Source organism: Streptomyces sp. NPDC058240 (assembly GCF_042882135.1).
Classification (GTDB): Bacteria; Actinomycetota; Actinomycetes; order Streptomycetales; family Streptomycetaceae; genus Streptomyces.
In genome coordinates this window covers 1-21432 of sequence record NZ_JBHVWT010000041.1, presented here as the reverse complement: position 1 = coordinate 21432, position 21432 = coordinate 1, and the positions used below count along the sequence as shown (strand labels likewise).

The window sequence follows — 21432 nt, the reverse complement described above, 5'->3', positions numbered from 1 at the left end:
TGGGGGCGCTCATCACAGGTTCTCTTTCAGTTCGGCCAACCGGTGCAGCCCGGCCAGTACGTCGTCGCGTCCGATGCCGAAGTCGATGAAGCAGGCGATCTCGTCGACGCCCAGCTCGGCCAGGTCGGCGAGCATCTTGGCGCAGTGGCCGGGGGAGCCGAGCAGGCTGCCCCAGCTCAGATAGCGCTCGAACGCGAAGTCGGCGAGCATCGCGGTCTGTTCCTCGGTGAGCCCCGCGGTCGTGGCGTCCGCGGAACGGTTGGCCGCGGTCTGGCGGACGTACGAGGCGAGATAGGTCTTGAGCGGGGCGCCCGCCATCCGGCGGACCTCCGCGTCGTCGGTGCCGACGTAGGTGTGGGCCATCAGCGTGACCCGGCCGTGTGCGTCGGTGCCCCGCTGGTCGGGGGCGGCGGCGCAGGCGGTGCGGTAGCGGGCGATCTTCTCGGCCAGCTCGTCCCGGCTCTGCCCGACGGTCGCGCCGAGCACTCCGGCACGCAGCCGTCCGGCCGCTTCCCAGGTCTCCGGGTTGCCGGAGGTGGTGATCCACAGCGGCAGGGTGTCCTGCACGGGCCGGGGCTGGGGCGTGACGGAGACCGGGGTGCCCGTGCCGTCGGGGTACTCGGCGGGCTCGCCCGCCCACAACGACCGCAGCCGCGGGATGGTCTCCAGGGCGGATTGCCGGCGGTCCGCGTACTGCTCGGGGGCCAGCGTGAAGTCCTTGGAGTGCCAGCCGGTGGCGACGGAGAGACCCACCCGCCCGTGCGAGAGGTTGTCCACGACGGCCCAGTCCTCCGCCACCCGCAGCGGGTGGTGCAGCGGCAGGACGACGCTGCCCGCGCGGATCCCGATCCGTTCGGTGGCGACGGCGAGTGCCGCGCTGAGCACCGGCGGGCTGGGGAAGACCTGTCCCACCTGCTGGAAGTGGCGCTCGGGGGTCCAGACGGCGTGGAACCCGAGCCGGTCGGCGGTCCTGGCCACGGCGAGGATGTCCTCGTACGTCTCGGTGTGCCGGGCCTCGCCGGCGGTGGTGCTGTCCGCACCGAAGAACATCACACTGAGGTCCACTGCCACTCCTCCTGCTTCCTGCTGGGCTGGGTCTGGGGTTGCGGACGGCGCGGCACCCGGGGGCGGCGCGGGATGGGGGACGCGGCGTCCGGCTCGGGCCGGGCGGCCGCCCGTTCCAGCTCGGCGGCGAAGGCGGCGACCGTGGGCGCGGCGAACAGCTGGGCCACGGTCACCGGCCGGCCGGCGCCGAGCCGGGCCACCGCGCGCACCGCGCGCAGGGAGTTGCCGCCGAGTGCGAAGAAGTCGTCGTCCGGGCCGGCGCTCGGCACACCGAGGACCTCGCACCACACGGCGGCGATTTCCTGCTCCAGAGCGGTCATCGGACGCTCCGCGATGCCTCGGGGCCGGGCCGGTGCCGCGATCCGGTCGCTCTCGCCGGCCCGCCGGGGCGGCTCGGTGAGACCCAGCCGCGACAAGGGTGTGTCGGGGGCGGACGCGGCCGCCTCCAGGGCCTCGGGGAGGGCGTGGGCGAGCCACTGGACGAAGTCCGCCTCCAGCGCCTCCCCGCGGTACTCGAACGTCAGCGTCAGCCCGTCCGGTGCGCCCAGCTCCGAGGTGGAGTCCGTGACGTCCACCAGGAGTTCGAACCGGGCGGCGCCGGTGCGCACGATCTCGACGCCGTGCTCGGCACCGGGCAGCGTGACCTCGGCCCGCGCGTTGTTCTGGAGTGCCAGGACCACGTCGGTGAACGGCTGCCGGCCGGGGGAGCGCGCCGGATTGAGGGAGCCGACCACGTCCTCGAACGGCACGTCCTGGTGGCCGAACGCGGCGAGGTCCGTCTCCCGCACCCGGGCGAGCACTTCGGCCGCGGTGGGGTCGCCGGAGAGATCGGTGCGCAGCACCAGCATGTTGACGAAGAACCCGACGACGTCCTCGACGCTGCCGTCCCCGGCGCGTCCGGCCACCGGTGCGCCGATCGCCAGGTCCTCGTCCGCGCCGGCCCGCACCAGCACGGTGGCCAGCGCGGCGTGCAGGGCCATGAAGAGCGTGGCACCCCGGGCACGGGCCGAGTCGGCCACCCGGGCGTGGGCCGCCGCGTCGAGCCGGCACACCACGACCTGCGCGGCCGGACCGGGTACGGCGGGGCGCCCGGCGCGGCGGGGCAGCAGCGGACCTTCGGCCGGCAGCCCGTCCAGCTCCTTGCGCCAGTACGTGAGCTGGCGGGCGGCGAGCGCGTGCGGATCGGACGGTGAGCCGAGCCGGTCGAGCTGGTGGCGGGCGTGCTCCCCGTACGGGACGGCGAGCGGGGCGAGTCCGGCCGGGTCCGCACCACGGACCCGTGCCTCGTAGGCGCGTGACAGATCGCGGAAGAGCGGCCGCAGGGACCACCCGTCCCCGGCGATGTGGTGGACCAGCACCAGCAGCGCGTGCTCGTCCGGGCGCTCCTTGCTGGTGAACAGTGTTGCCCGTACCGGGAGTTCGGCACGCAGGTCGAAGCGGTGGCGGGCCTCCCGCCCGATCTCCCGGTCCAACGCCTCCTCGGTGAGCCGCAGGTGACGGAAGGGAGGCCGGGCGGCCGCCCCGCTCAGCACCCGTCGTACGGGGGCGCCGTCGGACTCCTCGAAGACGGTGCGCAGCACTTCGTGACGGTCGGTGACCCGGGCCAGGGCGTCGTCCAGCGCGGCCGGGTCGACCGTGCCCCGCAGCCGGACCAGCATCGGCAGGTTGTACGCTGCACCGGCCCCGATCCGGTCCAGGAACCACAGCCGGTGCTGCGCGTGCGACACCGGGAGCGAGCCGGGGGCGGCGCCGGGCGCGGCCGGGGCCGCGGGGGGTGCCGGGGGAGCGGCGTCGACGAGCGGGGCCAGCAGCGCCGGGGTGGGCGCCTCGAAGAGCCCGCGGATGTCGATCTCGGCGCCGAGCGCGGAGTGGATCCGGCCCAGCAGCCGGGCGGCGAGCAGGGAATGGCCGCCGAGGGAGAAGAAATCGTCGTCCGGGCCGACCGGGTCCGTGCGCAGCACCTGGGAGAAGAGGTCGCACAGCGCGGCCACGGTGCCGCTCACCGCCGCCGGTCCCGCGAGGGCCGTCGCGGATCCGGGCTCCGGCAGGGCGGCCCGGTCCAGCTTTCCGCTGGGGGTCAGCGGCAGCGCGTCCAGCGGCACGAAGACCGCCGGTACCAGGTAGTCGGCCAGTGCGTCGCGGGCGTAGGCGCGCAACTCCGCTTCCCGGAAGTTCTGCCGGGCGCCGCCGTGCGGTACGACGTACGCGGTCAGCTGGCGGTCGCCCGCCGGGTGCTCATGGGCGACGACCGCCGCCCGGTCGATGCCGGGGTGCCGGGCCAGAACACTCTCGACCTCACCCGGCTCCACCCGGAAGCCCCGGATCTTCACCTGGCTGTCGGCCCGGCCCAGGTATTCGAGGACTCCGTCGGCACGCCGCCGCCCGAGGTCGCCGGTGCGGTAGACACGCTCACCGGACGGGGCCGCGACGAAGCGTTCGGCGGTCAGCGCGGGCCGTCCCCGGTACTCGCGGGCGACGCCCGCCCCGGCGGCGTAGATCTCACCGGTGCGGCCGTCCGGTACCGGACGGAGCTCCTCGTCGAGGATGTACAGCCGCTTCCCCGCCAGCGGACGGCCGATCGGCACCGGGCCCGCGCCGAGCTCGGCGCGGGTCACCGGGTGGACGGTCAGGAAGATCATGCATTCGACGGGCCCGTAGCCGTTGCTCAGCCGCAGCCGCGGACTGCGCTCCAGGGCGCGGGCCGCGTGCGGCGCGGACAGGGCCTCGCCGCCCACCACGAGTTCCCGCAGTCCGTCCATCACCTGCGGGTACTCGTCGACGATGACGTCGAAGAGGGATGCCGAAAGGTACATGGAGGTGATGCCGTGCTCGGCGACGAGCCGTGCCATCACGAAGGGTTCGGGCCGCTGCCCCGGGTGCAGGACGCAGGCCCCGCCGTTCATGAGCGGCCCCCACAGCTCCAGGGCGAACGCGTCCCACGACAGCGGGGCGCACTGGAGCCAGACCGCGCCGTGGCCGAACGACGCGAAGGTCTGCCCGGTGAGGGTGGACGTGATCGCGTGGTGCGACGAGGCGATGCCCTTCGGCCGCCCGGTCGAGCCGGAGGTGAACATCACGCAGGCGATGTCGTCGGGCCGGACCGGGACAGCGCCGCGCGGCAGCGGCTGCGCCCCGTGCGCGTCCTCGATGTGCACCTGTGCCACGTCGAGCATCCCGGGCGCGGCGTCCCGGGCCGAGACGACCACGGCCGTCCTCGCGTCCTCGGCCATCGCGCGCAGCCGTTCGGCGGGGAAGCCGGGGTCCAGCATCACGTAGCCGGCTCCGGCCTTGAGGATGCCGAGCACCGTCACGACGAGTGCGGTGGAGCGCTCCAGGTACACCCCGACCGTGTCACCGGCCCGGATGCCCCGCGCGGCCAGCAGACCCGCCAACCGGGCCGCCTGCGCGTCGAGTCCGGCGTAGTCGATCCGTTCGCCGCCGTGGATCAGCGCTGTCGCGCCGGGCGTCCGTGCCACCTGCTCCTCGAACAGTTCATGCACGCACCTCATCCCGCTCACCTCCTTGCCCGCCGCTCTGCTCGACGGGCTCCTGCGGCGCGTCGAGGTCGGGCAGCAGGGTGTCGATGTCCCGGATCGAGCGGCTGGCGAGTCCCCAGAGGGCGACCCCGGTCCCGCCGATGCCGGCGAGGAACAACATGGCCGCCATGCCGCTGCCCGGACCGTCGCCGACGAGGGGACCGAGCACGGTGAAGAGCCCGGACCCCCGGGCGGCCAGCGGTTCGAAGACGTGGTCGGCGAGCGGTCCGGAGATGGCCATGGCGATGGGCACGGAGATCTGTGACAGGAACATCACCGCGCCGAAGACCCGGCCCTGCCATTCGTGGGGGACCTTGGTCTGCACGATCGTCTGCATCGAGGCGTTGACCACCGTCATGAGCAGGGCGCCGACCAGGATGGCCAGGCACCAGCCGGTCACCCCGTCCACCAGGCTCATCACCACCAGGGCGGACAGGCACATGCCGACCACGCCGAGCATCATGCCCCGGCCCCGGTTTGCGGGACCGCCCCAGGCCGCCATCAGCAGGGCGCCGGCCACTCCGCCGATACCGACCGAGGTGTTGACCGCGGCGAGTGCGCCGTTGCCGGCCCGCATCAGCACCATCGGCGAGATGAGGGCGAAGCCGAAGACCATGACGAGGTTGACGACACAGAAGTTGACGATCAGGTCGCGCAGGCTGGGCACCCGGAACAGGTAGCGCAGCCCCTCGACGGCGTCGGCGGTGATCCGCTTGCGCGGCGCGGCGGCGTCCTTCGTCACCCGGTCGCCGTTGAAGCGCACGATCCGGATGCCGATGAGGGCGAACGCGTAGCTGGCCAGGTCGACCAGGAGCGTCGGGCCGATCCCGAAGAGCGTGACGAGCAGACCGCCCAGCGCGGGGCCGCCGATCCCGGCGGCACTCTTCGCACCTGCCAGCAGGCCGTTGGTGCGGTCCAGTTGGTCCTTGCGGACCAGGAGGGGAACGGCCGAGGACAGGGCCGGGAACTGGAAGGCGGCGCAGACGCCGAGCAGTACGGCGGCCGGATAGACCTGCCAGGCGTGGAAGGTGCCGAGGTAGTGGAGCAGCGCCAGCGTGCCCACCACGAGGAGCCCGCCGACATCGGCTATCTGGAGCGCGGTGCGCTTGGGTATACGGTCGACGATTGCGCCCGCAATGGGACTGAACACGGCCTGCGGCAGCATGGCGCACAGCGAGAGGATGGTGACGGCGGTCGCGTTCCCGCCGGACGACCACACCTCGACGATGAAGGCGAACCGGACCGCCGCGCTTCCTGCCAGGGATACCGCCTGACCGGACCAGACGAGGAGAAAGGGCCCCATTCCCGAAAAACGACCGGGAATGTCCGTTGATATCCGGGTGCCCATCAGGATCCGGATCCCTTGTGCGCCGGCATCCGGCACATCGTGCCCGAGCCGACGAATGGTTTGGTTGCCACGCCTCAATCCCCCAGGAAGTCGCATCCTCTGCGGATCACCACGGATCCCTGTCTGAGTGGAACGGGGCCATCATGCGGCCATCGATTACCGCTGCGTTCCCTTAGCGAACGCGGGAACGGGAAGAAAGCGGGAACTGTTCGGGAGGGAACCGGGAGCGGGTAGGGCAAGGGTCGTTCTGTAGTTGTCTGCAGAAGGAGTACTCCGTGAAGGACCCCAGGGATCGTTCGCCCGACGGGACGGAACTGCGCCAGGCCCTCCAGGACCTGTCCACCGTGGAACGGTGGGCCGAGCGTGTGGCGTCCGGTGTGCAGTCCCATCCGTACACCGCGCCGGAGTCCTTGGAGGGCCCCCAGTTGAGCGTCGAGACCAGAACCGAGAACGGCATGCACACGGTGGCCGGGATCGTGGAGTGGCCGCCCGGGAACGGTGCCGGTCCGGCGGTCCTGGACGAGACGGAGCGCGCGGTGCTCCGTTCCCTCGTGAGATCGCTGCTCGACCTGGCCGGCCACGAGTCGGGAACGGCCCGTACGCGTGTGGTGCTCACCCCCCTCGGGCCCCGGGTCGCCGCCTGTCAGCTCGACGTGGAATAGCCGTTGCCGGTCCGTTCCCGCGGCAGTTCCCTGCGGCGGTATCGGGGCAGGAACGGACCGGGAACGCCGATCAGCAACATCAGTGGTGTCGGGAAGCGGAACACCGCAGAACCTCACAAACACCACTTAGGGGCGGGACATGGGACGCAAGCTTGCTGGACTCTTCGGGATCATCGCGGCGACGCTGGCCTTCGGTATCGGCACGGCCGTCGAGGTGGGGCAGTCGCACGACTCCCGGGGTGTTCAGCAGGTTGTCGCCGACGACAAGGGCCCGACGATCATCGGTACCCGGGGGACCGACGACGACAAGGGTCCGACGGTCATCGGCACCCACGTGCTCGCCGACGACAAGGGCCCGACGATCGTCGCCCGGACGATCACCGACGACAAGGGTCCGACCGTGATCGGCACGCAGGGCACCGACGACGACAAGGGCCCGACGTCCCCCGCCATGTGATCCCACCGCCTCGACACACGAGCCCCGCACCGGAGTCACGGTGCGGGGCTCGTCGCTGTCCGTCCCGGGGCGGCGGCCCCGGCCGGGCGGCTGCCGTGCGCGCGGGCTGTTCCGGGGTACGGCGACGGCGGGCGGGCGTCAGCTGCGCCGGTGATCCGCCGGTACGCCCATCTCGGTGAAGAGCTGCTCGGCCTCCGCCCGGTACCGGGCCGCGTCCGGTGTGTCCCCGAGGACGTCGGCCATTCCCGCGAGCGCGTAGGCCTGCTCGATGCGGTAGCTGAGGGACGAGGCGAGTTCATGCGCGTGGGTGTGCAGCGCGAGCGCCGCCGCCGCGTCGCCCTGCCGGCGGCGCAGCCGGCCCACCACGTTCTCCACCTTGGCCCGGCGCAGGGGCGAGGAGTTCGTCCGCATCATGTCGAGGGCGAGCTCCGCCTGGTCCGGGACGCAGGGCGGCCTTCCCAGCCGGTTCTCCACATCGGCGGACAACGCCAGGGTCAGGGCGAGGTTCACCTCGTTGCCGGCGTCCCCGTACAGTGCGCGGGCCTCCGCCAGGCAGCGGTCGGCCTCCTCGTACGCACCCAGGCCGACGTGGGCGAAGGCGAGGTCGGTGACGGCGCCGGGCAACCCCTCGTGCTGCCCCAGCTGCCGGCTCAGTTCGGCCGACCGCTGGGCCGCGTCCCGCGCCTCCTCGTACCGTCCCCACTGTTCGTAGAGCGTGCTGAGGATAGTCAGGCTCTCGGCCTCCGCGCGCGGCATGTCCAGGTCGCGTTCATGCGCGATCGCCGTCTCCATGTGGCCCAGGGCCGCGGAGAAGTCGCCGAGCAGACTGTTGAACTGGCCGAGGATGCTCTCGCTGTGGGCCTGGGTGTGCAGGTCGCCGAGCCGGATCGCGACGTCCCGGCTCTTGCGGGCGGCTTCGAGGCCCTCGGTGAGACGGCCGAGTTTCCAGCAGGCGACGCCCAGGTTGGACAGGCTCACCCCCAGCAGCGCCAGGTCCTCCAGGCGGCCGGCGGCGGCGACCGCGACCCGGCTCAGCTCGCCGAACTCCTCCAGGAGACCGAGGTCGTTGAGCTGGAAGACGAGATTGCGGGCCAGGCACACCACATAGCGGTCGTGACCCCGGCGCTCCGCGAGCGTGACGGCCGCGAGGAGCGACGTCTGCTCGCGCTGGAACCACTTCCGCGCCCGCTCGGGCGTGCCGAGGTCCGGCAGTTCGGCCGCGGAGGGTTCGATACCGGTGCTGCGCCTGCGCCGCCCGGAGTAGAGGAGGTCGCACGCCACCTCGGTGGCGGTCAGGTAGTAGCCCAGCAGCCGCTCCACCGCCCCGGAGTCCTCGGGGGACTCGACGAGCAGGCTCTGCGCGAAGCTGCGGACCAGGTCGTGGAAGGTGTAGAGGCCGATCTCCGGCTGCTGCACGAGGTGGACGTCGAGCAGCATCTCCAGCAGGTCCTCCGCGTCCCGGGCGGAGGAGCCCAGCAGCGCACCGGCCGCGTGAACGTCCACTTCGCTGCCCGGGTGCAGGGCCAGCGTCGAGAACGCGTTCCGGCACTCCTCGTCCAGGGCCTGGTAGGACAGGCGCAGGGTGGCGGAGACGCTGCGGGCGCCCGAGCTGAGCTCGTCGAGCCTGCGGGTCTCGTCGCGCAGCCGTTCCGCCAGGTACTGGAGCGTCCAGCGCGGGCGGTTGCGCAGCCGGGCGGTGGCGATCCGCAGCGCGAGGGGGAGGTGGCCGCAGAGCCGGGCGAGTTCCACGGCCGCCTCGGGCTCGGCGGCGACGCGCTCGGCACCGAGCGTCTCGGCCACCAGCATCGCGCTGTCCTCGGGCGGCATCACCCCGATCGAGATCCACTGCGCGCCGTCCAGATCGACCAGACGGGCCCGGCTGGTGACCATGACGAGGCAGCCGGGGGAGAGGGGCAGCAGCGGACGGATGGCGGCGGCGTCGGCAGCGTTGTCGATGAGGATCAGCAGCCGCTTGCCGACCAGGGTGGCACGCCACAGGGCCGTGCGGGCGGGCGCGTCGTCGGGGATGAGATTGCCCGGCACGCCGACGGCCCGCAGCAGAGTGTCGAGCGCGATGCCGGCGGTCACCGGCTGGTCGCCCGGGGTGTATCCGCGCAGGTCGATGTGGAGCTGGCCGTCCGGGTAGTCCGGGGCGAGCCGGTGCGCGGCCCGCACCGCGAGCGAGGTCTTGCCGCAGCCGCCCATGCCGTCGATGGCCACGATCTGGGGGCCCTGCTCGCCGCCGCTCTTGGCGCCGTGCAGGATTTCGGCCAGTTCCCGGTCCCGGCCGGTGAAGTCCGCGAGGTCGTACGGGAGGGTGCTGGGGGGTTCGGCGGGCAGCGCCACGGCGACGACGGGGGCGGCGGCCGGCTCGGGGCCGGCCAGTTCGGGGCTCTCCCGCAGGATTCCCTCGTACAGCTTGGTCAGATTGGGGCCGGGGTCGATGCCGAGTTCCTCGGAGAGGAGCTCGCGCACCTTGCCGTACTCGTCCAGGGCCTCGGCCTGCCGCCCGGACCGGTACAGGGCGATCATCAACTGGCCGCGCAGGGACTCGCGCAAGGGGTGCTGCTGGACCAGTTCCCGCAGTTCGACGACGAGTTCGGCGGCCTCGCCGAGTGCGAGGTGGAGTTCGAAGAGCTGTTCCGCCGCGGTCAGCCGGCGCTCCTCGATGGAGGTCGACGCGGCCTCGATGACCGGACCGCCGCCGCCCGACAGAACAGGTCCGCGCCAGAGTGCGAGGGCGCCGCGCAATATCTCGGCGGCTTCGGCCGTCCGGCCGTCGGACGCCGCGAGCTTCGCTTTGCGTATCAGTAGGCCAAATTCGGCCACGTCGATTTCACATTGTTCATGGGCTACGCGATAGCCGGGCCCGTCGGTGACGAGGACGTCGGCACCGCCGGGTATCCGTCTTCGGAGATCGGCAACTGCCTTGCGCACTTGGTGCGGTGCGGTCGTCGGCGGTTCCTCGTCCCAGGCCGCCTCGACCAGCCGGGAAACCGGAAGCACTTTTCCGGGCTCCAGAAGCAGAGTGGCCAGAACTCGCTCCTGTATGACACCGCCCAGCCGGAGGCGCTTCCCGTTGGACCAACCCTCAATCGGGCCAAGAATGTTGAAGCGCAGCCGAAACTCTTCTGCAGTTGACACGCATCCTCCCCCTCAGCTCTGCGCACCCGCAGCGCCTCACCAGCGCGAGGCGATCGTAGCCCTTGCAGAAGGAACTCGCGGTACTGCACCGGGAAGAGTTCGGGAATGGCTCGATGGAGTCTGTTCATCGACGGCAGGCCTTCGCTGCCACGGAGAGTACGGAGCGTACGGAGCGTGAGCGGACCGGAAAGATCCCGGACCGGGCCGTGTGTTCCGGACAGTCCTGGGCGGTCGGGTAACCGGCCATTGCGTTTTCTGAGCATGTGGAGACCGAGGAGACAATGATGAATTCCCAGCCCGCACCCGGGCTCGACGTTCTGCTGCAGAATGCGCGCCGGCGGGCGGGACTCACTCAGGAACAGCTCGCCGGGCTTTCCACGGTGAGTGTCCGAGCCATTCGAGACCTGGAACTGGGTCGGGTCCAGCACCCGCGCAGGGAAACGCTGAAGCTGCTCGCCAATGCCATGAGGCTCAGCGACGCGCGGCGCGTCGAGCTGGAACTCGCCGTCGATGCAAAGGCCGTGGGGCGCGTCTTCCAGGACATCTACGGCACCGGCCTCGCCACACCGCCCCCTCCGCTGCGCCCGCTGATCGGGCGGCGCCCGGAACTGGAAGCGCTGACAGCCCGGTTGCGCACGGATCACGAGCGGCTGCTGACCCTGGTGGGTCTGCCGGGAGTGGGAAAGTCGCGGCTCGCCCAGGAGGCCGCCTCGGTGATTCACGCCCGGGACCGGGTTCCGGTGCTGTGGGTCTCCCTGAACGACACCGCGGAGACCACCGGAACGGACCCCAACAATCCGCAGGCGACCGTGACCGGGTGGGTTCGCGCACTTGTCCGGGACGGCGAGGAATTCGAGGAACTGGCCGCGCTCATAGGGTCCAAGGTGACCTTGATCGTGTTGGATGGTCACGATGCGTCACCATCTGTCACCCCTCGCCTGCTGAGTCTGCTGCGTGTCTGCGAGCGCCTGAAAATACTCACCACCACCGACCGTCCGGTCCAGCTGCCCGGTGGACGGCTGCTCCCGCTGGCTCCACTGGCGGTGCCGACCGCCGCCGATCTCGCCGCCGAGCCGGTGGGCGGCTCCCTCGTCGCGGACCGGCACGCCGTCGAGCTGACGCTCTCTCATGTCAGCTACATGCGACCCGACTTCCTTCCCACCGACTCCGTCGTCACCACCGTGGCCCACATCTGCCGGGCCCTGGACGGCATGCCGCAGGCGCTGGAAGCCGCCGCCTCATGGCTGCTGCTGTACTCCCCGCAGCAGCTCCTGGACATCGCCCGCACCACACCGCTGGTCCTGCTCGACGGGGTCACGCCCGCCGATCCCGCCGCCGGCCCCACCTTGGGCGAGCGGCTCACCGCCGCCGTGACCGGGCTCGACCCGCAGTCCGCCGCTCTGCTCCGCACGCTGGCGACGCTGGAGGACCCGTGGACGGTGGACGGCGCCGCGCGTGCCTGCGGCACCTCCCTGGCCGAGACCGCCCGTGATGTGCATGCCCTGCTGGTCCGCGGCCTGATCCGCCGGCTCCCCACCACGGCGGGCGACCCGGTGGGCTTCACCGTGCTCAATCTGGTCCGCGCGGTCCTCGACGCGGAGCAGGAGACCCGGCCCGCCGCTCTCGCCGTCGCACTGACCGAATGAGGACCGCCCCGCCGGGACGCCGGGGAAGCCCCGCCCGCGTCCCGTCCGAGGCCTCCCCGCGCCCTCCTTCGTGTCCCTCCCGCCCCCTCGCGCCACCCGGGGCCTCTCGCCCCCCGTTCCGCAGTCCGACCCCGACCCCGACCCCGTCCTCGTCCTCGTGAAAGGCACCTCACCCATGCGCAACCTGATCTCCCTGGCCGACCTGACGCCCGCCGAGCTGGACCACCTCGTCCGGCGCGCCGTGACGTTCGGCCGCGACGGCATCGTGCCGAAGCCGCTGGCCGGACGCCAGGTCGGTCTCTACTTCCGCAAGTCCTCGACCCGGACCCGTACATCCTTCTGGAGCGGGGCGACCCGCCTCGGCGCCGATGTGATCACATTCGGTCCGAACGAACTGCAGCTCTCCACCGGCGAGACGGTCGAGGACACCGCCCGGGTGCTCGGGCAGTACCTGGACGCGCTCGTCGTACGCACCAACGGGGACGTGGAGGAGATCCGCCGGCTCGGCAGCAGCGAGGACCTGGCCGTCGTCAACGCCCTGAGCCTGGACGAGCACCCGACCCAGGCCATCGCCGATCTCGCCACCCTGGCGGAGGAGTTCGGCTCGCTCGACGGTCTGCACCTGCTCGCCGTCGGCGAGGGCAACAGCTCGGGCGCGGCCCTCGCGCTCGCCGCGGCCCTCACCCCCGGCCTGCGCCTCACCCTGCTGTGCCCGGCGGGCTACGAGGTGCCCAAGGAGACCCTGGACCTGGCGGACGAACTCAGCGGCGGCAAGGCCCTGGTGAGCCAGGTCGTGACGGCCGACGCGGTCGAGGGGCCGGTGGACGCGGTGTACACCAGCCGGTGGCAGACCATGGGCGTGACGAAGGACAACCCCGACTGGCTCCGGGACTTCGACGGCTTCCAGATCAACCGCGCGTTCATGGACCGCTTCGCAGGCCCGCGCACCGTCTTCCTGCACGACCTGCCCGCGGTCCGTGGCGAGGAGGTCACCGACGAGGTCCTCGACGGCCCGTCGAGCCGGGCCTGGCGGCAGGCCCACCACAAGATGACCGCCGCTGCGGCGGTCCTGGAGTGGTGCGTACGCGGCGTCCAGGACTGACCGCCCCGCACCATCGGCTCCTGGCGGACATGGGTTCACGACCGAGACCACCCATGTCCGCCAGGGGCCTTTCGCATGTCCCGGGTACGGGGACCCGCGCCGGTCGCCGTACGGAAAAGGGGCGGGTGCGGGGCGCGTGCTGCGCCCCGCACCCGCCCTTCCGGAACGGGACGACCGATGGGTTCAGCCACCCATGGCCGCAACCACCGAACGCGGTCGCATATCGGTCCAGTTCGCCTCGATGAATTCGCCGCATTCCTGCTTGCTGCCCTCGTCCTTCACCAGTTCCCAGCCCGCCGGCTGCTGGATCCGGGCCGGCCACAGCGAATACTGACCCTCTTCGTTGGCCAGCACTACATAGCGGCCCTGGGAGTCCTCGAACGGGTTGGTTGCCATGATTTCCACCTCGGTTGGACGAAGTTGTACGCGATGTCGTCGGGTGTGTCTGAGTGTTTCGGCTGCATCAAATGCTAGGAGCCGCGGACCGGTTCGCCGGGCAGAAGTCCAGGCAGATCGGCGGCACCACGGACCGCTGGATCGACGGACCGCCGGATCAGGTGAGCACACGGGCCGCCTGGTGCGCGTAGTTGAGGGCGACCCCGGTCGCCACGGTGGCCGCGCGCACCGCGCCGAGCGCCTCGCGCACCAGCTCCGAACGCTCCACCGGCATCACCTCGAACCCGAGCTGACCTGCGCGGACAATGTTCACCGCGGCTTCGAGCACGGCGACCTGGGCCTCACCCAGCGCCTCCCGCCGGTCGACCCGTTCCCGTACCTCCGCCAGGACGTCCGCGAGCACGTCCGCCGCACGGACGCTGTGGCCGGTCTCTGCCATGTCATGACTCCTCGGTCTTTCGCCGGCGGTGTGCACGGGGCCGGGCGCTGAATTCTGCGGGTGCAGTGCGGCCAGTCTCACGTCCCGCCGCGGGCCCGGCACCGGACTGTCGGTCAACTGCTCCTCTGTTGCCGCCCAGTTGCCGCCGGTGACGCCGGAAACGCCTCGGGAGCGAATCTACGGTTGTGGCCGAAAGGAAGTTCCGGGCAAGCCTGGACCTCTTTCTCCCCTTGTCATCCAATGATGTGGACGAAGCGAACAATGAAGCCTGCGGAATGGGCGGCTCGTCATCGATCCGGGCCGCTGGATGTTGTTGTCACCGGACTGCAATCCGATGCTCACACCTGGAATCTCATCTACATCCAACTGCTGCTCGAAGACCTCGGGCACAAGGTCGTCAATCTGGGTTCCTGCGTGCCCGAGGACGAGATCATCGAGTCCTGCTGCAAGTTCCAGCCCGACCTCCTGGTCGTCAGCAGTGTCAACGGGCACGGCTTCCACGACGCCGAGCCCCTGATCGGGGCCATCCGGTCGCGCTGGGAGCTGACCGGCCTGCCCGCGGTCATCGGCGGCAAGCTCGGCGTGTCCGGGGACGGGGAGGAAGAGGCCGACGCCCTCATGAGGGCCGGGTTCGACGCGGTCTTCCAGGACGGCGTCGACATCGCCGCTTTCGAGTCCTACGTCGACTCGCTTCCCAAGGAGGTGGAACGATGACCGCGCCGGTCCAGGAGGCAGTCCCCGGGAGCCGCACCACCGTGCACCGGCGACCGCTCTCCTTCGGCCGCTTCGTCGCCGGGGCGCAGGCCCGCGGAACACTCGTGGTGCAGCCCCGCATGGGCTTCTCCGACCCCGCTCTGATGAGGGCCGGACTGCTGGCCACCAAGGGAGCGGCCGACGCGGTCGTCGGCACCATGACCATCGACAGCTACACCCGGGTCAACGACGAGGCGTCCGCGGCCCGCGCCCTGAACGGCGGCGTCCCGCTCAACGGGTTCCCCATCACCTCCTACAGCCCGCACACCTCGCGCTGGGTCCTCGACGGCGTCCGGGACGCCGGCTTCCCGGTGCAGATCCGGCACGGATCGGCACGTCCCCAGCGCATCGTGGCCGCGCTGGCCCGGCTCGGCCTGGACGCGACGGAGGGTGGACCGGTCTCCTACTGCCTGCCCTACGGACGCACCCCGCTCCTGGACTCCGTACGCAACTGGCAGGAGAGCTGCGACTTCCTGGCCGGACTGCGCGCCACCGGGGCGGAACCGCATCTGGAGACCTTCGGCGGTTGCATGCTCGGGCAGCTGTGCCCGCCCGGACTGCTCGTCGCGATCAGTGCGCTGGAGGCACTCTTCTTCCACCGGGCGGGGCTGCGCAGCATCTCGCTCAGCTACGCCCAGCAGACCAACGCGGCCCAGGACCGCGACGCGATGCACGCGCTGCACCGGCTGGCCGGCGAGTTCCTGTCGGACACCGACTGGCACATCGTCCTCTACACCTACATGGGCCTCTACCCGCAGACCCGGCACGGTTCCCTGGAACTCCTGGAACGTTCGGCCGAACTGGCCGTGGAGACCGGGGCGGCCCGGCTGATCGTGAAGACCGAGGCCGAGGCGCACCGCATCCCGACCGTGGCGGAGAACGTCGAGGCCCTCCGGGTCGCCGCGCGGGCCGCCGCCCGGCACCGCACGGCGACCGGCCACCGGCCCGGGAACGTACCCGTCCCGAGCTCCGACCCGGCGGACAACGCCGTCTACGCCGAGGCCCGTGCCCTGGTGGATGCCGTGCTGAACCTGGACGACGACCTGGGGCAGGCCCTGCTGAAGGCCTTCGCCCGCGGATACCTCGACGTTCCCTACTGCCTGCACCCCGACAACGCGGGCCGCACCCGGAGTCATATCGACGGGTCCGGCCGCCTCACCTGGTCCGAGATCGGGGCGATGCCCCTCGGGCCCGTCCGCGACCGCGGCCGGCGGCTCACCGCCGCCGGGCTGTTCGACGCCCTGTCGTTCGTCCAGCGCCGGCACGACCGCATCGTTCCCTCGTCCGCTTCCCGCCCCTCGCTCCCCACGGCGGCCCGTCGCCCGGCAGCCCATCGGCAGCACACCCAGGAGGTAGCACCATGACCAGCACGATCGCCGAGTCCCACGGCCGCGTCGCGCCCTCGTTCCCGGCCTCTCCCGACCAGCACCTGATCGCCGAACCGACCCGTGCCACGCTGCGGGTGCAGAGCCGCATGCTCGCGGCGACCCGCGCCTTCCTGACCGCGCAGGGGTTCCAGGAGCTGCTGCCGCCGGTCATCGGACCGGTCACCGACCCGGGAATCCGGGGCTCCAAGCAGGTGGACGTCGACTTCTACGGCCACAAGTACAAGCTGATGACCAGCGCGATCCTCTACAAGCAGGCATCGCTGCTGGCCTTCGACAAGATCTTCTACATCGCGCCCAACGTGCGGCTGGAACCGCTGGAGACGGCCGTCACGCACCGCCATCTCGCCGAGTTCCACCAGATCGACGTGGAGATCCGCGACGCCCGCCGCGAGGACGCGATGGAGCTCGCCGAGCGGCTCGTCGCGCATGTCGTCGACGAGGTCGTCCGCGAGATGCCGGGGGACCTTGAGCTCCTCGGCCGGGACCGGGACGCCTTCCGGGAGGTGGTCCAGGGGGCGTTCGGCCGCACCACGCACAAGGAGGCCACCGCGGACCTGGTGGCGCTCGGCCACCCGCAGGACCCCGGCGCCGAGATCGACTGGGAGGGCGAGGAGATCCTCTCCGCGAAGACCAGCCGCCCGTTCTTCGTCGTCGACTACCCCAAGGGTTCGCGGGGCTTCTACGACCAGGAGGACACCGACCGCCCCGGCGTCCTGCGGAACTTCGACCTGATCGCCCCCGAGGGCTACGGCGAACTGGCCAGCGGCAGCGAGCGCGAGCACGACTACGCGGCCCTGGTCACCCGGATGCGCGAGACCGGCGAGAACCCCGCCAAGTACGGCTGGTACCTCGACCTGGCCCGCCGCGGCATCCCCGCCAGCTCCGGGTTCGGCATCGGCCTGGAGCGCTTCACCCGGTACGTCACCGGCCGCACCGCCGCCTGGGAGGCCAGCGCCTACCCGAAGCTCCCCGGCGTGGTGTCGGCATGAGTGCGGTACTGAGCGCCGCGGGCTTCCCCGAGGAACAGGTGCGGCACCGGGCCAGGGCCGGAGCGGCGGGGGTCTTCCCCGCGCTGGAGTCCTACGGCAGCAGCATGCTGGGCGCGATCCCGGCCGGCCAGGACCCGCACGACCTGCTGGAGCGCGCCAGGATCGTACCTCCGGTGTTCATGCCGGAGCGGCTGAAGAAGCTCATCGACCTGGCCCGTGAACCGCTGTACACGGACGTCGAACTGGACACCCGGGTCGGCGGGTTCGCCTCCAGGCTGCCGCTCTACGTGTCCGCGTTCGGCTCGACCCAGGTCGCCAGCCACGACCTGGGCGAGGCAGCCGGACGCCAGGCCGGGCAGCTCGGCATCCCGATGGTCATCGGGGAGAACGTGGTGCCGGTCAACGGCTACCGCGCAGCCGCCGACTCCGCGGCCTCCCCGCTGCTCGGCCGGATCGCCGCCTACACGGCCGCCGCCGACGACGAGCACGGCGGCGTGGTGGTGCAGCAGTCCACCGAGGACGCGGACGCCGAGGTGTGGAACCTGGTCTACAGCGACCCGGTGTCCGAGCCGCTGCTGGCCACCGGCCGGCTCGCCTTCGAACTGAAGGTGGGCCAGGGCGCCAAACCGGGGCTCGGCGGTCTTACCGTCCTGGGCCGCGAGGCCGGCGGCAGGGTCGCCGAACAGTACGCCATGGACGCGGTGTTCGGCGCCGACAGCGACTCGGTGCTGCGGATCAGCAGCCCCGGCACCTTCACCGAGGAGATCCTGCGCCAGCAGATCCGGCTGATGCGGAACAACTTCCCCCGCGCGAAGGTGTGGGTGAAGCTGCACCCCGGCCGCGACGTGGCCCTCGCCGCGGCCACCGCCTGGGCGGCCGGCGCGGACTCCGTCACCGTGGACGGCGCGGAGGGCGGCACCGCCTGGGCGCCGACCGCCTTCCTCGGCCAGGTGGGACTCCCGCTCGGCGAGTGCCTCACCCGCATCGGCCGCACCGACCACTGCCTGCTCGCCAGCGGGCGGATCTGGGAGGGCAGCAGGGCCGCGAAGGCGCTGGCGCTCGGCGCACGCGCCGTCGGCCTCGGCCGGGCCGCACTGCTCGCCGTGGACGAGGACGCCGAAGCCGGCTTGGTCCGGCTGGTCGAGGCCATCGCCCTGGAACTCCGGCTGCTGATCAGCTCCGTCGGCAAGTACCACGCGAACGCCCTGGAAGCGGACGACGTCCTGCTGCCGGCCGACGCCGCGACGGCCTCCCGCACCGGCTGATCCCCCCGCTCCACCACCCTGCTTCGCACCATTTGCACGTCATCCACCGTGGCTCCGTCGGTCTCCCGGCACGCCGCGAGACCACGAGATCCGAGCTACCAAGAAGGTGTCGAGATGTCCCAGCCGCAAACCGATCCGGCTCTCTCCCCCGGCGTCGGCGTCCCCGCGCACGTCGCCAGGTACAACGACACGGCCGAGAACCTTCCCGTGGGCGCGCTGCACGCTCTCTTCGCCGCGCAGGCCGCCCGTACCCCGGAGGCCGTCGCCCTCGTCCGTGAGGACCGCCGTCTCACCTACCGGGAGCTGGACGGCGCGGCCAACGCCCTCGCGCACCGGCTCGTCGCCGAGGGCGTACGGCCGGGCGACGCGGTGGGCCTCCTCTTCGACCGCTCGTTCGCCTACGTCATCACGGTCCTCGCCGTGCTGAAGAGCGGCGGCGTGTACGTCCCTCTCGACCCCCGTCAGCCCGAGGAGCGGCTCGCCTGGATCCTCGGCAACACCGGGGCCACCCTCCTGGTCACTGACCGCCCGGCCGGGGACACCGGTTTCGCGGGGGAGCTGCCCGCCCTGCGGCTCGACGACGCGAGCGCCACGGCCGACACGGCTGCCACCGCACCCGATGTCACGGTCCACCCCGACCAGCCGCTGTACATCATGTTCACCTCCGGCTCCAGCGGCACCCCCAAGGGCGTCGTGAACACCCACCGCAACGTGGTCGAACTGGCCCTGGACCCGGGCTTCGGCGCCGCGGCCCACGAGCGGGTGCTCGCCTACTCGCCGCTGCCCTTCGACTCCTCGACCTACGAGCTGTGGGTGCCGCTGCTGCGTGGCGGACTGGCGGTCGTGCTGTCCGCACCGAAGATCGACATCGGCGAGCTGGCCGACGCCATCACCCGCTACCGGGTGACCGCCGCCTACTTCACGACCGCCCTCTTCGACGCCATGGCCAGCGAGGCGATCGACGGCCTCAAGCAGCTGCGCGAGATCTGGACCGGCGGCGACGTCCTGTCCGCCACCGCCCTCCAACGGGCTCTCGACCACTGCCCGGACACCACGTTCGTGCACGTCTACGGTCCCACGGAGGCGACCGTCTTCTGCAGCTACCAGGCCTTCACCCCCGAGGTGCGCACCCTCGACCGGCTGCACCTCGGCATCCCGATGGCGAACACCGCCATGTACGTCCTGGACGCCGAGCTGCGCCACACCGCCCCGGGCGAGACCGGCGAACTCTATGTCGCGGGGCCGCACCTGGCCCAGGGTTACGGCCGGCTGCCGGCCCTGACCGCCGAGCGTTTCACCGCCGACCCGTACGGACCCGCCGGCAGCCGCATGTACCGCACCGGCGACCTGGCCGCCTGGAACGAGCATGGTGAAGTCGTGTTCCTGGGCCGCGCGGACCAGCAGGTCAAGCTGCGCGGCAACCGCATCGAGCTCGGCGAGATCGAGACCGTGCTGGTCCGCCACCCCTCCGTCGCCCAGGCCGCGGTCATCGTCCGCGAGGACCGGCCCGGCGACAAGCGCCTGGTGGCCTACGCCGTACCCGTCGAGGAAGGCGTCCTGGACGGAGCCGAACTCCTCCGGTATGCGGGCGAGCAGCTCGTCGAGTACATGGTGCCCTCGGCGGTCGTCCCGATGGGGACCCTGCCGCTGACTCCGAACGGCAAGCTGGACCGGCGCGCACTGCCCGCTCCCCGGGCCGGCGCGGCACCGGGTGGCCGGGCTCCGCGCAACCCCGTCGAGGAAGTCCTCTGCGGCCTGTTCGCCCACTCCCTCGGCCTGCCGTCGATCGGCATCGACGACGACTTCTTCACCCTCGGAGGCCACTCGCTGCTGGCGACCCGGCTGGTCAGCCGGGTGCGCACCGTCCTCGATGTCCAGCTGACGCTGCGGCAGTTCTTCGAGTACCCGACCGTGGCGCTGCTCGCCGAGTACGTCGCCACCGGCGGCGGCGAGTCCGCCCGCCCTGCCCTGACCGCCCAGGAACGGCCGGAACCGCTGCCGCTCTCGGCGGCCCAGCAACGGCTCTGGTTCCTCGATCAGCTGGAGGGCCCGTCGGCGACGTACAACATCCCGCTCGCCGTCCGGGTGAGAGGTGACCTCGATGTCGCGGCCCTGGAGTCCGCGTTCACCGATGTCGCGGGACGGCACGAGAGCCTGCGCACCGTGTTCCGCCAGGCCGAGGGCCGGACCTACCAGCGGATCCTGCCCGCCGACAGTGTCCGGGTGGAGCTGCCGGTCACCCCGGCGACCGAGGACGGCGTCGCCGCACTGCTCACTGCCGAGTCCGAGCGCATCTTCGACCTCTCGGGCGATCTGCCGTTCCGTGCCCGGCTGTTCAGCCTCGGCGAGCACGACCACGTACTCCTGGTGGTCATGCACCACATCGTCTCCGACGGCTGGTCCTACCAGCCGCTCATGCGCGACCTGAGCACCGCGTACGCCACCCGCTCGCGTGGCGAGCGCCCCGCCTGGGAGCCGCTGCCCGCCCAGTACGCGGACTACGCACTGTGGCACCGGAGCGTGCTCGGCGACCCCGCGGACCAGGAGAGCGTCGCCGCCCGTCAACTGGACTACTGGCGAGGTGCATTGGCCGACCTGCCGGAGGAGGTCACCCTGCCCGCCGTCCGGCAGCGGCCGGCCGTCGCCTCCTACCGCGGCGCCACCCACACCGTGCACCTCTCCCCGGACGTCCACTCCGCGCTCGCGGAGCTGGCACGCGAGTCGGGCGCATCGGTGTTCATGGTGGCCCAGGCGGCGGTGTCGACCCTGCTGTCCCGTTCGGGCGCCGGGCACGACATCCCGCTCGGCTCGCCGATCGCCGGCCGTACGGACCAGGCGCTCGACGACCTCGTCGGCTTCTTCGTCAACACCCTTGTCCTGCGCACGGACACCAGCGGCGATCCGAGCTTCCGTGAGCTGCTGACCCGGGTCCGGGAGACCGACCTCGCCGCCTGGAGCCACCAGGACCTGCCGTTCGACCGGCTGGTCGAAGCCCTCAACCCGGACCGGTCCGCAGCCCGGCACCCGCTGTTCCAGGTGATGCTCACACTGACGGACGCGGCCACGCCGACGCTCGTCGCCGAGGACCTGGACACCGAATCGGATTTCACCTGGCTGAGGTTCGCCAAGTTCGATCTGACGTTCTCGTTCGCCGAGCATCGTTCGGTGGATGGTCGGCCGGGTGGTCTGGACATCACGATCGAGTACGCGACGGATCTGTATGACGCGGGTTCGGTGGAGTT

At 71.6% G+C, this 21432-nt stretch carries 15 protein-coding genes; 9 read left to right on the top strand and 6 right to left on the bottom strand.

Going from position 1 to position 21432, the window contains the following annotated elements; all coding sequences use genetic code 11:
- Window positions 1-12: 12 nt before the first annotated feature.
- Genes ACFVX4_RS34330 through ACFVX4_RS34320 form a run of 3 tightly spaced genes read right to left on the bottom strand, consistent with a single transcriptional unit; the run spans window position 13 to window position 5904 of the window.
- On the bottom strand, window positions 13-1065 hold the full coding sequence (locus ACFVX4_RS34330; protein ID WP_389985143.1) for a MupA/Atu3671 family FMN-dependent luciferase-like monooxygenase: 1053 nt from the start codon (window positions 1063-1065) through the stop codon (window positions 13-15).
- On the bottom strand, window positions 1050-4574 hold the full coding sequence (locus ACFVX4_RS34325; RefSeq protein WP_389985140.1) for an amino acid adenylation domain-containing protein: 3525 nt from the start codon (window positions 4572-4574) through the stop codon (window positions 1050-1052). The genes ACFVX4_RS34330 and ACFVX4_RS34325 overlap by 16 nt, the downstream gene beginning before the upstream one ends.
- Window positions 4558-5904 carry an MFS transporter gene (locus tag ACFVX4_RS34320; RefSeq protein WP_389985137.1) on the bottom strand — a complete coding sequence of 449 codons (1347 nt, stop codon included), beginning with the start codon at window positions 5902-5904 and terminating at the stop codon, window positions 4558-4560. The genes ACFVX4_RS34325 and ACFVX4_RS34320 overlap by 17 nt, the downstream gene beginning before the upstream one ends.
- A gap of 320 nt (window positions 5905-6224) precedes the next feature.
- On the opposite strand from ACFVX4_RS34320, the gene ACFVX4_RS34315 reads away from it, so the two are divergent.
- Together ACFVX4_RS34315 and ACFVX4_RS34310 are read left to right on the top strand one after the other, a co-directional pair.
- Complete coding sequence (locus ACFVX4_RS34315) at window positions 6225-6611, top strand: hypothetical protein (protein ID WP_266422464.1); 387 nt, start codon at window positions 6225-6227, stop codon at window positions 6609-6611.
- 139 nt (window positions 6612-6750) lie between these two features.
- Entirely contained in the window at window positions 6751-7068 is a 318-nt protein-coding gene (locus ACFVX4_RS34310) for a hypothetical protein (protein WP_389985134.1), read from the top strand.
- 138 nt (window positions 7069-7206) lie between these two features.
- Here ACFVX4_RS34310 and ACFVX4_RS34305 read toward each other — a convergent pair whose 3' ends face one another.
- Window positions 7207-9897 carry a BTAD domain-containing putative transcriptional regulator gene (locus ACFVX4_RS34305; RefSeq protein ID WP_389985131.1) on the bottom strand — a complete coding sequence of 897 codons (2691 nt, stop codon included), beginning with the start codon at window positions 9895-9897 and terminating at the stop codon, window positions 7207-7209.
- Window positions 9898-10493: 596 nt separating this feature from the next.
- Here ACFVX4_RS34305 and ACFVX4_RS34300 point away from each other — a divergent pair.
- Window positions 10494-11858 (top strand): helix-turn-helix domain-containing protein, encoded by a 1365-nt coding sequence (locus ACFVX4_RS34300; protein WP_389985129.1) that lies wholly within the window; start codon window positions 10494-10496, stop codon window positions 11856-11858.
- 175 nt (window positions 11859-12033) lie between these two features.
- Complete coding sequence (locus ACFVX4_RS34295) at window positions 12034-12960, top strand: ornithine carbamoyltransferase (RefSeq protein ID WP_389985126.1); 927 nt, start codon at window positions 12034-12036, stop codon at window positions 12958-12960.
- Between the two features lie 183 nt (window positions 12961-13143).
- On the opposite strand, the gene ACFVX4_RS34290 is transcribed toward ACFVX4_RS34295, so the two are convergent.
- Window positions 13144-13356 (bottom strand): MbtH family NRPS accessory protein, encoded by a 213-nt coding sequence (locus ACFVX4_RS34290; RefSeq protein WP_093549323.1) that lies wholly within the window; start codon window positions 13354-13356, stop codon window positions 13144-13146.
- A gap of 157 nt (window positions 13357-13513) precedes the next feature.
- Window positions 13514-13795, bottom strand: coding sequence for a hypothetical protein (locus ACFVX4_RS34285; RefSeq protein ID WP_389985123.1), 282 nt, complete (start codon window positions 13793-13795; stop codon window positions 13514-13516).
- Between the two features lie 261 nt (window positions 13796-14056).
- Here ACFVX4_RS34285 and ACFVX4_RS34280 point away from each other — a divergent pair, with 261 nt between their 5' ends.
- The 5 genes from ACFVX4_RS34280 to ACFVX4_RS34260 form a co-directional block, all read left to right on the top strand.
- Window positions 14057-14509, top strand: coding sequence for a cobalamin B12-binding domain-containing protein (locus ACFVX4_RS34280; RefSeq protein WP_389985120.1), 453 nt, complete (start codon window positions 14057-14059; stop codon window positions 14507-14509).
- The gene (locus tag ACFVX4_RS34275) at window positions 14506-15912 is read left to right on the top strand and encodes a methylaspartate mutase (protein WP_389985117.1); all 1407 of its coding nucleotides are present in this window, start codon (window positions 14506-14508) and stop codon (window positions 15910-15912) included. Before ACFVX4_RS34280 ends, ACFVX4_RS34275 begins: the two co-directional genes overlap by 4 nt.
- The gene (locus ACFVX4_RS34270; protein ID WP_389985114.1) at window positions 15909-16925 is read left to right on the top strand and encodes an asparagine synthetase A; all 1017 of its coding nucleotides are present in this window, start codon (window positions 15909-15911) and stop codon (window positions 16923-16925) included. Before ACFVX4_RS34275 ends, ACFVX4_RS34270 begins: the two co-directional genes overlap by 4 nt.
- Complete coding sequence (locus ACFVX4_RS34265) at window positions 16922-18190, top strand: glutamate synthase-related protein (protein WP_389985111.1); 1269 nt, start codon at window positions 16922-16924, stop codon at window positions 18188-18190. The genes ACFVX4_RS34270 and ACFVX4_RS34265 overlap by 4 nt, the downstream gene beginning before the upstream one ends.
- A 114-nt stretch (window positions 18191-18304) precedes the next feature.
- A partial coding sequence (locus ACFVX4_RS34260; protein ID WP_389985108.1) for an amino acid adenylation domain-containing protein occupies window positions 18305-21432 on the top strand: 3128 nt, incomplete at its 3' end.